Here is a 12,938-nt window from a genome sequence, read left to right on the forward strand (position 1 = left end):
AAACAGGACAATAATGTCGTTCCTTTCACACTATTGAATTAGCCGTTTAATTACTCACCATCTTCTTCTTGATTAACCAGAAATAAATTCACACGCTTATATTTTGTGACCTGGCTCAACTAATCACAGTAAATAAATGCAAATTCTCTTTTATAACTCCATTAAAAATGACCGCTCTTAAAAATATTTATCAAAACGGTCATTTTTCTATTACTCCCACCAGGAATGCCCGTTTTCGGCACAAACAATTAATACGGTCATCTGGTTTGTGTTTTTTATGATTTATTTTCTGAAACGGGCATGAAATTTCGATTATTAAAGTGATGGTAGTCACATAAAGTCACCTTCCAGCTAATAAGTGTGACCGCTGTCATATTACAGAGCGTTTTTTATTTGAAAATGAATCCATGAGTTCATTTCTGACAGGCAAATATTCACTGACATGAAGCCCGAACTCGCTGGTTTTGCACTTTTGAAAACATAACCGATTACGTGCTTAAGCTTCTGAACCTAAGAGGATGCTATGGGAAACACATCAATACAAACGCAGAGTTACCGTGCGGTAGATAAAGATGCAGGGCAAAGCAGAAGTTACATTATTCCATTCGCGCTGCTGTGCTCACTGTTTTTTCTTTGGGCGGTAGCCAATAACCTTAACGACATTTTATTGCCTCAATTTCAGCAGGCTTTTACGCTGACAAACTTCCAGGCAGGCCTGATCCAATCAGCCTTTTACTTTGGCTATTTCATTATCCCAATCCCTGCCGGGATATTGATGAAAAAACTCAGTTATAAAGCAGGAATTATTACCGGATTATTTTTATATGCCTTCGGCGCTGCATTATTCTGGCCTGCTGCGGAAATAATGAACTATACCTTGTTTTTAGTTGGCTTATTTATTATTGCAGCCGGATTAGGTTGTCTGGAAACTGCCGCAAACCCTTTTGTTACGGTATTAGGGCCGGAAAGCAGTGGTCACTTCCGCTTAAATCTTGCGCAAACATTTAACTCTTTTGGCGCAATTATCGCGGTTGTCTTTGGGCAAAGTCTTATTTTGTCTAACGTGCCACATCAATCGCAAGACGTTCTCGATAAAATGTCACCAGAACAATTGAGTGCGTATAAACACAGCCTGGTATTATCGGTACAGACACCTTATATGATCATCGTGGCTATTGTGTTACTGGTCGCCCTGTTGATCATGCTGACGAAATTCCCGGCATTGCAGAGTGATAATCACAGTGACGCCAAACAAGGATCGTTCTCCGCATCGCTTTCTCGTCTGGTGCGTATTCGCCACTGGCGCTGGGCGGTATTAGCGCAATTCTGCTACGTCGGCGCGCAAACGGCCTGCTGGAGCTATTTGATTCGCTACGCTGTAGAAGAAATTCCCGGTATGACCGCAGGCTTTGCCGCTAACTATTTAACCGGAACTATGGTGTGCTTCTTTATCGGTCGTTTCACCGGTACCTGGCTCATCAGTCGCTTCGCACCACACAAAGTCCTGGCAGCCTACGCATTAATCGCTATGGCACTGTGCCTGATCTCAGCCTTCGCTGGCGGTCATGTGGGCTTAATAGCCCTGACATTATGCAGCGCCTTTATGTCGATTCAGTACCCAACCATCTTCTCGCTGGGCATTAAGAATCTCGGCCAGGACACTAAATACGGCTCGTCCTTCATCGTTATGACCATTATTGGCGGCGGTATTGTCACTCCGGTCATGGGTTTTGTCAGTGACGCGGCAGGCAACATCCCCACTGCCGAACTGATCCCAGCACTCTGCTTCGCGGTCATCTTTATCTTTGCCCGTTTCCGCTCTCAAACGGCAACTAACTGAACATATTTTCCGAATAAAGTGAGGAATCTGTAATGAAAAAAATCAGCTTACCGAAAATTGGTATCCGCCCGGTTATTGACGGTCGTCGCATGGGTGTTCGTGAGTCGCTTGAAGAACAAACAATGAATATGGCGAAAGCCACGGCTGCACTACTGACCCAGAAACTGCGTCATGCCTGCGGTGCTGTCGTCGAGTGTGTCATTTCCGATACCTGTATCGCGGGTATGGCTGAAGCCGCTGCCTGCGAAGAAAAATTCAGCAGCCAGAATGTAGGCCTCACCATTACGGTAACGCCTTGCTGGTGCTATGGCAGTGAAACCATCGACATGGATCCCACTCGCCCGAAAGCCATTTGGGGCTTTAACGGCACTGAACGCCCCGGCGCGGTTTACCTCGCCGCAGCTCTGGCAGCGCACAGTCAGAAAGGTATCCCGGCATTCTCCATTTACGGTCATGACGTTCAGGATGCCGATGACACATCGATTCCTGCCGACGTTGAAGAAAAACTGCTGCGCTTTGCCCGCGCCGGTTTGGCAGTCGCCAGCATGAAAGGTAAAAGCTATCTGTCGCTGGGCGGCGTTTCGATGGGTATCGCGGGTTCCATCGTTGACCACAACTTCTTCGAATCCTGGCTGGGAATGAAAGTCCAGGCGGTGGATATGACCGAACTGCGTCGCCGTATCGATCAGAAGATTTACGACGAAGCCGAACTGGAAATGGCGCTGGCCTGGGCTGATAAAAACTTCCGCTATGGCGAAGATGAAAATAACAAACAGTATCAACGCAATGCCGAGCAAAGCCGCGCAGTTCTACGTGAAAGTTTACTGATGGCGATGTGTATCCGCGACATGATGCAAGGCAACAGCAAACTGGCCGATATCGGTCGCGTGGAAGAATCTCTTGGCTACAACGCCATTGCTGCGGGCTTCCAGGGGCAACGTCACTGGACCGATCAATATCCAAATGGCGACACCGCCGAAGCGATCCTCAACAGTTCATTTGACTGGAATGGTGTGCGCAAGCCGTTTGTCGTGGCGACCGAAAACGACAGTCTTAACGGCGTGGCAATGCTAATGGGCCACCAGCTCACCGGCACCGCTCAGGTATTTGCCGATGTGCGTACCTACTGGTCACCAGAAGCAATTGAGCGTGTCACGGGGCATAAACTGGAAGGACTGGCAGAGCACGGTATTATCCATTTGATCAACTCCGGTTCTGCTGCGCTGGACGGTTCCTGTAAACAACGCGACAGCGAAGGTAAACCGACCATGAAGCCGCACTGGGAAATCTCTCAGCAAGAGGCTGACGCTTGCCTCGCCGCTACCGAATGGTGCCCGGCGATCCACGAATACTTCCGTGGCGGCGGTTACTCTTCCCGCTTCCTTACCGAAGGCGGCGTCCCGTTCACCATGACTCGTGTCAACATCATCAAAGGCCTTGGACCGGTACTGCAAATCGCGGAAGGCTGGAGCGTTGAGTTACCGAAGGATGTGCATGACATCCTTAACAAACGCACCAACTCAACCTGGCCAACCACCTGGTTTGCACCGCGCCTCACCGGTAAAGGGCCGTTTACGGATGTGTACTCGGTAATGGCGAACTGGGGCGCTAACCACGGGGTTCTGACCATCGGCCACGTTGGCGCAGACTTTATCACTCTCGCCTCCATGCTGCGTATTCCGGTATGTATGCACAACGTTGAAGAGACCAAAGTGTATCGTCCTTCTGCCTGGGCCGCGCACGGCATGGATATTGAAGGCCAGGATTACCGCGCTTGCCAGAACTACGGCCCGTTGTACAAGCGTTAATACATTCCTCCCTGCTGTGATGCCCGGTCGCTCCGGCTACCGGGCCTGAACAAGCAAGAGTGGTTAGCCGGATAAACAATGTTATCCGGCTATATTGCAGGAGCGATTATGAAACAAGAAGTTATCCTGGTACTCGACTGTGGCGCGACCAATGTCAGGGCCATCGCAGTTAATCGGCAGGGAAAAATTGTTGCCCGCGCCTCAACGCCTAATGCCAGCGATATCGCGATGGAAAACAACACCTGGCACCAGTGGTCTTTAGACGCCATTTTGCAACGCTTTGCTGATTGCTGTCGGCAAATCAGCAGTGAACTGGCTGAATGCCACATCCGCGGTATTGCCGTCACGACCTTTGGCGTGGATGGTGCTCTGGTAGATAAGCAAGGAAATCTGCTCTATCCGATCATTAGCTGGAAATGTCCGCGAACGGCGGCGGTAATGGAAAATATTGAACGGTTGATCTCCGCACAGCAGTTGCAGGCTATTTCTGGCGTCGGCGCCTTTAGTTTCAATACGTTATATAAGTTGGTGTGGTTGAAAGAAAATCATCCACAACTGCTGGAACACGCGCACGCCTGGCTCTTTATTTCATCACTGATTAACCATCGTTTAACCGGCGAATTCACTACTGATATCACGATGGCTGGAACCAGCCAGATGCTGGATATTCAGCAACGCGATTTCAGTCCGCAAATTTTACAAGCCACCGGTATTCCACGCCGCCTCTTCCCTCGTCTGGTGGAAGCGGGTGAACAGATTGGTACGCTACAGAACAGCGCCGCAGCAATGCTCGGCTTACCCGTTGGCATACCTGTGATTTCTGCAGGTCACGATACCCAGTTCGCCCTTTTTGGCGCTGGTGCCGAACAAAATGAACCCGTGCTCTCTTCTGGTACATGGGAAATTTTAATGGTCCGCAGCACGCAGGTTGATACTTCACTGCTAAGTCAGTACGCCGGCTCCACTTGCGAACTGGATAGCCAGACAGGGTTGTATAACCCAGGTATGCAATGGCTGGCATCCGGCGTGCTGGAATGGGTGAGAAAACTATTCTGGACGGCTGAAACTCCCTGGCAAATGTTGATTGAAGAAGCACGTCTGATCCCGCCGGGTGCGGATGGCGTGAAAATGCAGTGCGATTTGCTGTCGTGTCAGAACGCAGGCTGGCAAGGAGTGACGCTCAATACCACGCGGGGGCATTTCTATCGCGCGGCGCTGGAAGGGCTAACTGCGCAATTACAGCACAATCTACAGATGCTGGAAAAAATCGGCCACTTTAAAGCCTCTGAATTGCTGTTAGTCGGTGGAGGAAGTCGCAACACATTGTGGAATCAGATTAAAGCCAATATGCTTGATATTCCTATTAAAGTTCTCGACGACGCCGAAACAACCGTCGCAGGAGCTGCGCTGTTCGGTTGGTATGGCGTTGGGGAATTTAACAGCCCGGAAGAAGCCCGCGCGCAGATCCATTATCAGTACCGTTATTTCTACCCACAAACTGAACCTGAATTTATAGAGGAAGTGTGAAATGCTGAAAACAATTTCGCCGTTAATTTCTCCCGAACTATTGAAAGTGCTGGCAGAGATGGGACATGGAGATGAAATTATTTTCTCCGATGCTCACTTTCCCGCCCATTCGATGGGACCGCAGGTGATCCGCGCTGATGGCCTGTTGGTAAGCGACTTACTCCAGGCGATTATCCCGTTATTTGAACTGGACAGTTATGCACCGCCGCTGGTGATGATGGCGGCGGTAGAAGGTGACACTCTCGATCCTGAAGTAGAACGACGTTATCGAAATGCGCTTTCACTCCAAGCCCCCTGTCCTGACATCATCCACATCAATCGTTTTGCGTTTTATGAACGGGCGCAAAAAGCCTTTGCGATCGTTATCACAGGCGAACGAGCGAAGTACGGGAATATTCTTTTAAAAAAAGGAGTAACACCGTAATCTCATACCGGTACGCCCGCATGACGCGGGCGGTTATCGAATGATGGGGTGAAAAATATGAAAGCGGCACGCCAGCAAGCGATAGTCGACCTGCTGCTGAACCATACCAGCCTGACCACGGAAGCTCTCTCTGAACAGTTAAAGGTCAGTAAAGAAACCATTCGTCGCGATCTCAATGAATTACAGACGCAGGGTAAAATTCTGCGCAATCATGGGCGCGCTAAATATATCCACCGTCAAAATCAGGACAGTGGCGATCCCTTTCATATCCGGCTGAAAAGCCATTATGCGCATAAAGCAGATATCGCCCGCGAGGCGCTCGCGTGGATTGAAGAAGGGATGGTGATAGCCTTAGACGCCAGTTCAACCTGCTGGTATCTGGCACGCCAGTTGCCTGACATCGACATCCAGGTCTTCACCAATAGCCATCCGATTTGCCATGAGCTCGGTAAACGCGAACGCATTCAACTGAGCAATTCCGGCGGCACACTTGAGCGCAAATATGGCTGTTACGTCAATCCCTCGCTGATTTCCCAACTTAAATCGCTGGAAATCGATCTATTTATTTTTTCTTGTGAAGGAATCGATAGCAGCGGCGCACTGTGGGACTCCAATGCGATCAACGCTGATTACAAATCGATACTATTAAAGCGTGCCGCGCAATCGTTGTTATTGATTGATAAAAGTAAATTTAATCGTTCCGGGGAAGCCCGCATCGGGCATCTGGATGAGGTAACGCACATTATTTCTGATGAGCGTCAGGTTGCGACTTCTTTAGTAACGGCCTGATTGAAAGAGTAGCAGGCCGGAGACGGCACCCCGGCCTTGCCTGTTATCGCTCGTCGCGACGCCCCCCCACCGCAGCCCAGATGCGGCGAACGTGCACCGTCACTTCTTCGCGATCGTGATACAACTGCCGCGCCTGGATCTGAGCATTTATACCATGTTCATCAAGCTGTGCCTGAATATACGCCAGATTGTGTGACACTTCTTCGTAGCGTTTTTTCATCGGCAGTTTGAGGTTGAAAATGGTTTCACGGCACCAGCCATTAACCAGCCACTGCGCCATCAATGCCGCAACTTTCGCCGGTTTTTCAACCATATCGCATACCATCCAGGAGATATTGCTGCGTGTCGGACGGAATTTGAAACCATCTTCCCGCAGCCACGTCACCTGTCCGGTATCCATCAGACTTTGCGCCATCGGGCCGTTGTCAACGGAATAAACCCACATGTTGCGCTTCACCAGTTGGTAGGTCCAGCCGCCTGGGCAAGCGCCCAAATCCACTGCCCACATCCCGTTCGCCAGGCGTTCATCCCATTCATCTGCCGGAATAAACACATGAAATGCCTCTTCCAGTTTGAGCGTGGAACGACTCGGCGCATCAGCCGGAAACTTCAGACGCGGAATGCCCATATAGAACGGCGAATTATTGTTGCTGTAAGAGTAACCGGTATAGCAGCAACCTGGTGCAATAAAGAATACATGCACAACCGGACGCTTCGGCGTTTCATAATTCGCCAGCACTCCGGCATCGCGCAAGGCAGCGCGTAGCGGCACGGTGAATTTACGGCAGAATTTCAGCAACTCTTTGCTTTCGTTGGTATCGGCCACTTCAACACGCAGTTCACCGCCCTTCTCGACTACGCCCTGTAACATGCCGACAATAGGGGTAATACGATCTTCTGGCGGCAAATGCTGCAAAAGCTCTCCCACCACAAACCACTGGCGGGCAAAAATTAATGAACTGAACGACAGCTCACGGATTAACTTATCGCCATCATCAGGTTGATAACATTCATAAATGACATAACCCGCATTCTCTTTCACGCGGGCAAAACCGAAAATTTCCCGCTGGCCGGCTTTATCCGTAATTTCTGCGGCGCACTCTTTTTCAAAACCCGGACGGCACAACAATACAACCTTATTCATGACTTACGCCCTTGCGCTTTAAACGGATAGCTCCGACTAACATTAACGCCCAGCCCGCGAGGAAGCTCACGCCGCCAACCGGTGTGACAAACGCCCACAAACGCAGATGAGACAGCGCCAGACAGTAAAGGCTGCCGCTGAACAGCACCGTGCCTAACGCGAGGAAAACGCTACTCCAGTAAAACCAGATACTGATGCGACGCTGCATTGCCACAGCCAGACCTAAGATCGCCAGCGTATGGAACGCCTGATATTCAAGACCGGTCTGGATCCAGCCCATCTCAACGGCCCCCATGGTTTTACTTAACACATGCGCGCCAAAAGCGCCCAGAGCCACAAAAATGAAGCCGCTAATGGCGGCGAAAATCAGCATAAAACGGCTGGTCATGGTCGTACCCTACGTAAATTATTGTTCATAACGAAAGCGGAATTTTTCTTGTTCAGCAGCGGCTTTCGCCAGGATCCATTGGCGAAAGGCGGCTATTTTACCCAGTTCTGCCTGGCTGTCATGACAAACCAGATAAAAAGCGTTTTTACTGACCAGAACATCATTAAACGGGCAAACTAGACGTCCAGCCTCAATTTCAGATTGCGCCATCACGTTATTTGCCAGCGCCACCCCCTGCCCGTGGATAGCCGCTTGCAGCACCATGGCGCTATGGCTAAAAATTGGCCCTTGCTGAACGTTGATATGATTTAACCCCAACTGGCGGGTATATGTCTGCCAGTCACGGCGAGACGCATCATGTAATAATGTATGTTTAGCCAGATCATCCGGGGTCTTCAAGGGCTTTTCGCCAGTCAGCAGTAGCGGCGAACACACCGGCAATAAATATTCGGCGTAAAGTTTTTCCACCCGTAGCCCCGGCCAGTTGCCTCGACCATAAAATATCGCCACGTCAACATCATCTGCCAGCTTATCTTCCTGACGATCAACCGCCTGGATTCGAACGTCAATTCCCGGATAAGCTGAATTAAAGCTGGAAAGTCGCGGAACCAACCAATGAATGGCGAAACTGGGGAGTAAACTGACCGTCAACGCCCCCTTGGCGCTACGGGCCTGGAGTTTACGCGTCGCTTCGGTTAATTGCGAAAATATCTCTTTGATATCGAGAAAATAGCTTTGCCCTTCCTCGGTCAACAGGAGTGAACGATTACGGCGACGGAACAGTTTTAGCCCCAGAAAATCCTCAAGAGACTTGATTTGATGACTTACTGCGGCCTGGGTCACAAAAAGTTCTTCTGCTGCGCGAGTGAAACTTAAATGGCGTGCTGCGGCATCAAATACTCGTAAGGCATTTAGCGGTGGTAATCGTTTAGACATGGCTTTTAAACTTTGATGTTAAATGAACTTAACAATTAGATTACAGCGTGTAACCTATTAGTTTTTTTAATCTGAGCCATTATAAATTGTCCGTTGAGCTTCTACCAGCAAATACCTATAGTGGCGGCACTTCCTGAGCCGGAACGAAAAGTTTTATCGGAATGCGTGTTCTGGTGAACTTTTGGCTTACGGTTGTGATGTTGTGTTGTTGTGTTTGCAATTGGTCTGCGATTCAGACCATGGTAGCAAAGCTACCTTTTTTCACTTCCTGTACATTTACCCTGTCTGTCCATAGTGATTAATGTAGCACCGCCTAATTGCGGTGCTTTTTTTATCTTGCGATCGCGAATTACTGAGCCAGTTCGACCATCTCTTTCACGTCGGTACGGTTGATCTGCTGTTTGTTGCCATTAGCGTCTTTATACGAAATCATACCGGTATCGTTATCAGTCTGTGGTTTGCCGTCAGAGACGATGGTACGTCCGTCATTGGTGTGCATCACATAGTTCGAACCGGAACAGGCGCTCAGGGCAAAAGTCAGCATACAGGCAGAAATAATTGCGGCAGTCTTTTTCATCATCTTCTCCTTAAAGCGATTAATAAATCTTAATAGCATTGATTAACAGGCTAAAATTAACGCCTAACACTATTCAGCATATGTTACTGGCGCGGCTTCGCCAGGATATCCAGATAATTCTGATGGTTAGCACTCTCCTTGTATCAAAGTGAATTTTGCGTCACGATCGGAGCATCAAGCCGAGGAGTACCATGAACGTTTTTAATCCCGCGCAGTTTCGCGCCCAGTTTCCCGCGCTAAAGGATGCGGGCGTCTATCTCGACAGCGCCGCGACCGCGCTTAAACCTGAAGCCGTGGTTGAAGCAACCCGACAGTTTTACAGCCTGAGCGCCGGAAACGTCCATCGCAGCCAGTTTGCCGAAGCCCAACGCCTGACCGCGCGTTATGAAGCTGCACGGGAAAAAGTGGCGCAATTACTGAATGCACCAGATGACAAAACCATCGTCTGGACGCGTGGCACCACTGAATCCATCAACATGGTGGCGCAATGCTATGCCCGTCCGCGTCTGCAACCGGGCGATGAAATTATTGTCAGTGTGGCAGAGCACCACGCCAACCTCGTCCCCTGGCTGATGGTCGCCCAACAAACCGGCGCCAAAGTGGTGAAATTGCCGCTTAATGCGCAGCGACTGCCAGATGTCGATTTGTTGCCAGAACTGATTACCCCCCGTAGTCGGATTCTGGCGTTGGGCCAGATGTCGAACGTCACTGGCGGTTGCCCGAATCTGGCACGAGCGATTACCTTTGCTCATTCAGCCGGGATGGTAGTGATGGTTGATGGTGCTCAGGGGGCGGTGCATTTCCCGGTAGATGTTCAGCAATTGGATATTGATTTCTATGCTTTTTCAGGTCACAAACTGTATGGCCCAACAGGTATCGGCGTGCTGTATGGCAAACCAGAACTGCTGGAAACGATGTCCCCCTGGCTGGGCGGCGGCAAAATGATTCACGAAGTGAGTTTTGACGGCTTCACCCCTCAATCCGCGCCGTGGAAACTGGAAGCCGGAACGCCAAATGTGGCGGGTGTCATAGGATTAAGCGCGGCGCTGGAATGGCTGGCAGATTACGATATCCACCAGGCTGAAAGCTGGAGCCGTAGCTTAGCAACGCTTGCAGAAGAGGCGCTGGCAAAACGACCAGGTTTTCGTTCATTCCGCTGCCAGGATTCCAGCTTGCTGGCCTTTGATTTTGCGGGAGTTCATCACAGCGATATGGTGACGCTGTTGGCAGAGTACGGTATTGCCCTGCGCGCCGGGCAGCATTGCGCGCAGCCGCTACTGGCAGAATTAGGCGTAACCGGCACACTGCGCGCCTCTTTTGCGCCATATAATACAAAGAGTGATGTGGATGCGCTGGTAAACGCCGTTGACCGCGCGCTGGAATTATTGGTGGATTAATGACGAACCCGCAATTCGCCGGACACCCGTTCGGCACAACCGTAACCGCAGAGTCGTTACGCAATACCTTCTCACCGTTAACACAGTGGGAAGATAAATATCGCCAGTTGATTATGTTGGGGAAACAGCTTCCGGCTTTACCAGACGAATTAAAAGCACAGGCCAAAGAGATTGCCGGATGCGAAAACCGCGTCTGGCTAGGATATACCGTGGCTGAAAATGGCAAGATGCACTTCTTTGGCGACAGCGAAGGGCGCATTGTGCGCGGCCTGCTGGCGGTGTTGTTGACTGCTGTTGAGGGGAAAACCGCCGCCGAATTGCAGGCACAGTCGCCGCTGGCATTGTTTGATGTGCTGGGGTTGCGTGCGCAGCTTAGCGCCTCACGCAGCCAGGGGTTGAATGCGTTAAGCGAGGCGATTATCGCTGCGGCGAAGCAGGTTTAAGCACCTAACCGGGTCGGATAAGACGTTCGCGTTGCATCCGACCTGATTGTTTACCCCTGACGCGCCGCTTTCGCCATCATCTTCTTCAGCGCATGAGAAACCGCAACAAAACCAAAGGTGGCGGTCACCATCGTCGCCGCGCCAAATCCAGATGCACAATCCATCCGCTTCGGCCCTTCTGCCGTGGCTTTCATAGCACACACCGTACCGTCTGACTGCGGGTACACCAGCGCTTCGGTAGAGAACACGCAATCCACGCCGAGCTTACCTTTGCTGTTTTTCACTACGCCAAAATCGCTTTTCAGGCGCTCGCGCAACTTTGCCGCCAGCGGGTCCTGAATCGTTTTCGCCAGATCGGTAACCTGAATCTGCGTCGGATCAATCTGCCCACCAGCGCCACCGGTCGTGACCAGCGGGATTTTATTGCGCCGACAATAAGCAATCAGCGCCGCTTTGGGTCGCACGCTATCAATGGCATCAATTACATACGAATAACCGGCACTCATGTATTGCGCTACGTTATCCGGCGTCACGAAATCATCCACCACCGTTACACGGCACTCCGGGTTAATCTGGCGAATACGTTCGGCCATGACTTCCGCTTTTGCCAGCCCGACGTTATCGCGCAGCGCGTGAATTTGCCGATTGGTATTAGTGACGCACACATCATCCATATCGATAAGTGTGATTGCGCCAATCCCCGTGCGCGCCAGCGCTTCTGCCGCCCAGGAACCGACGCCACCGATACCGACCACACAAATATGCGCGTCAGCAAACAGTTGCAACGCTTTTTCACCATACAGACGCGCGGTGCCACCAAAACGCTGACGCCAGGCATCACTAATTACAACAGACATAGCACCTCAGAATTAAAAAGGGCGAGGCTATCCCTCACCCTGAACGCGTAAATGCCTGATGCACTACGCTTATCAGGCCTACATAACCTCTGCAATCTATTGAATTTGCATGGTTTGTAGGCCGGATAAGGCACTCAAGCCGCATCCGGCATGAACAACGCGCATTTAGTCAATAATCAGGATGTGAGATTATCCCTCACCCTAAACGCGTAAATGCCTGATGCACTACGCCTATCAGGCCTACATAACCTCTGCAATCTATTGAATTTGCATGGTTTGTAGGCCGGATAAGGCACTCAAGCCGCATCCGGCATGAACAACGCGCACTTAGTCAATAATCAGGATATGAGGTTATCCCTCACCCTAAACGCGTAAATGCCTGATGCATTACGCTTATCAGGCCTACATAACCTCTGCAATCTATTGAATTTGCATGGTTTGTAGGCCGGATAAGGCGCTCACGCCGCATCCGGCATGAACAACGCGCATTTAGTCAATAATCAGGATGTGAGGTTATCCCTCACCCTAAACGCGTAAATGCCTGATGCATTACGCTTATCAGGCCTACATAACTTCTGCAATATATTGAATTTGCATGGTTTGTAGGCCGGATAAAGCACTCAAGCCGCATCCGGCATGAACAACGCGCACTTAGTCAATAATCAGGATGTGAGGTTATCCCTCACCCTAAACGCGTAAATGCCTGATGCACTACGCTTATCAGGCCTACATAACTTCTGCAATATATTGAATTTGCATGGTTTGTAGGCCGGATAAGGCGCTCACGCCGCATCCGGCATGAACAACG

12 protein-coding genes are annotated in these 12,938 nt (G+C 50.4%); 7 read left to right on the top strand and 5 right to left on the bottom strand.

Annotation, left to right across the window (positions count from 1 at the left end; genetic code table 11):
* Nucleotides 1-523: 523 nt before the first annotated feature.
* From fucP to fucR, 5 genes are all read left to right on the top strand, one after another.
* Complete coding sequence (fucP, locus tag A7090_RS08485; protein ID WP_105273680.1) at nt 524-1,840, top strand: L-fucose:H+ symporter permease; 1,317 nt, start codon at nt 524-526, stop codon at nt 1,838-1,840.
* A 32-nt stretch (nt 1,841-1,872) separates the two neighbouring features.
* Nucleotides 1,873-3,648 (top strand): L-fucose isomerase, encoded by a 1,776-nt coding sequence (gene fucI / locus A7090_RS08490; protein ID WP_105273681.1) that lies wholly within the window; start codon nt 1,873-1,875, stop codon nt 3,646-3,648.
* Nucleotides 3,649-3,756: 108 nt separating this feature from the next.
* Nucleotides 3,757-5,175 carry an L-fuculokinase gene (gene fucK / locus A7090_RS08495; protein ID WP_105273682.1) on the top strand — a complete coding sequence of 473 codons (1,419 nt, stop codon included), beginning with the start codon at nt 3,757-3,759 and terminating at the stop codon, nt 5,173-5,175.
* A gap of 1 nt (nt 5,176) precedes the next feature.
* The gene (fucU, locus tag A7090_RS08500; protein ID WP_074502898.1) at nt 5,177-5,599 is read left to right on the top strand and encodes an L-fucose mutarotase; all 423 of its coding nucleotides are present in this window, start codon (nt 5,177-5,179) and stop codon (nt 5,597-5,599) included.
* 57 nt (nt 5,600-5,656) lie between these two features.
* On the top strand, nt 5,657-6,388 hold the full coding sequence (fucR, locus tag A7090_RS08505; protein WP_105273683.1) for an L-fucose operon activator: 732 nt from the start codon (nt 5,657-5,659) through the stop codon (nt 6,386-6,388).
* A 43-nt stretch (nt 6,389-6,431) separates the two neighbouring features.
* Here the strand turns inward: fucR and rlmM are convergent, their stop codons facing one another.
* The 4 genes from rlmM to A7090_RS08525 all read right to left on the bottom strand — a co-directional run bounded on the left by rlmM (nt 6,432) and on the right by A7090_RS08525 (nt 9,433).
* Nucleotides 6,432-7,532, bottom strand: coding sequence for a 23S rRNA (cytidine(2498)-2'-O)-methyltransferase RlmM (gene rlmM / locus A7090_RS08510; RefSeq protein ID WP_073503441.1), 1,101 nt, complete (start codon nt 7,530-7,532; stop codon nt 6,432-6,434).
* Nucleotides 7,525-7,920 carry a DUF423 domain-containing protein gene (locus A7090_RS08515; protein ID WP_000203905.1) on the bottom strand — a complete coding sequence of 132 codons (396 nt, stop codon included), beginning with the start codon at nt 7,918-7,920 and terminating at the stop codon, nt 7,525-7,527. Before A7090_RS08515 ends, rlmM begins: the two co-directional genes overlap by 8 nt.
* 18 nt (nt 7,921-7,938) lie before the next feature.
* Complete coding sequence (gene gcvA, locus A7090_RS08520; protein ID WP_105273684.1) at nt 7,939-8,856, bottom strand: glycine cleavage system transcriptional regulator GcvA; 918 nt, start codon at nt 8,854-8,856, stop codon at nt 7,939-7,941.
* Nucleotides 8,857-9,205: 349 nt separating this feature from the next.
* The gene (locus A7090_RS08525; protein ID WP_105273685.1) at nt 9,206-9,433 is read right to left on the bottom strand and encodes a YgdI/YgdR family lipoprotein; all 228 of its coding nucleotides are present in this window, start codon (nt 9,431-9,433) and stop codon (nt 9,206-9,208) included.
* Between the two features lie 191 nt (nt 9,434-9,624).
* Between A7090_RS08525 and csdA the strand changes: the two genes are divergently transcribed.
* Both csdA and csdE read left to right on the top strand, forming a co-directional pair.
* Nucleotides 9,625-10,830 carry a cysteine desulfurase CsdA gene (csdA, locus tag A7090_RS08530; RefSeq protein WP_105273686.1) on the top strand — a complete coding sequence of 402 codons (1,206 nt, stop codon included), beginning with the start codon at nt 9,625-9,627 and terminating at the stop codon, nt 10,828-10,830.
* Nucleotides 10,830-11,273: a cysteine desulfurase sulfur acceptor subunit CsdE gene (gene csdE / locus A7090_RS08535; protein WP_105273687.1), complete on the top strand. Its 444-nt coding sequence runs from the start codon at nt 10,830-10,832 to the stop codon at nt 11,271-11,273. Before csdA ends, csdE begins: the two co-directional genes overlap by 1 nt.
* A gap of 50 nt (nt 11,274-11,323) precedes the next feature.
* Here csdE and tcdA read toward each other — a convergent pair whose 3' ends face one another.
* Nucleotides 11,324-12,130 (bottom strand): tRNA cyclic N6-threonylcarbamoyladenosine(37) synthase TcdA, encoded by an 807-nt coding sequence (gene tcdA / locus A7090_RS08540; protein ID WP_000117724.1) that lies wholly within the window; start codon nt 12,128-12,130, stop codon nt 11,324-11,326.
* Between the last annotated feature and the right edge of the window lie 808 nt (nt 12,131-12,938).

It is taken from the genome of Escherichia sp. MOD1-EC7003 (assembly GCF_002965065.1).
Classification (GTDB): domain Bacteria; phylum Pseudomonadota; class Gammaproteobacteria; order Enterobacterales; family Enterobacteriaceae; genus Escherichia.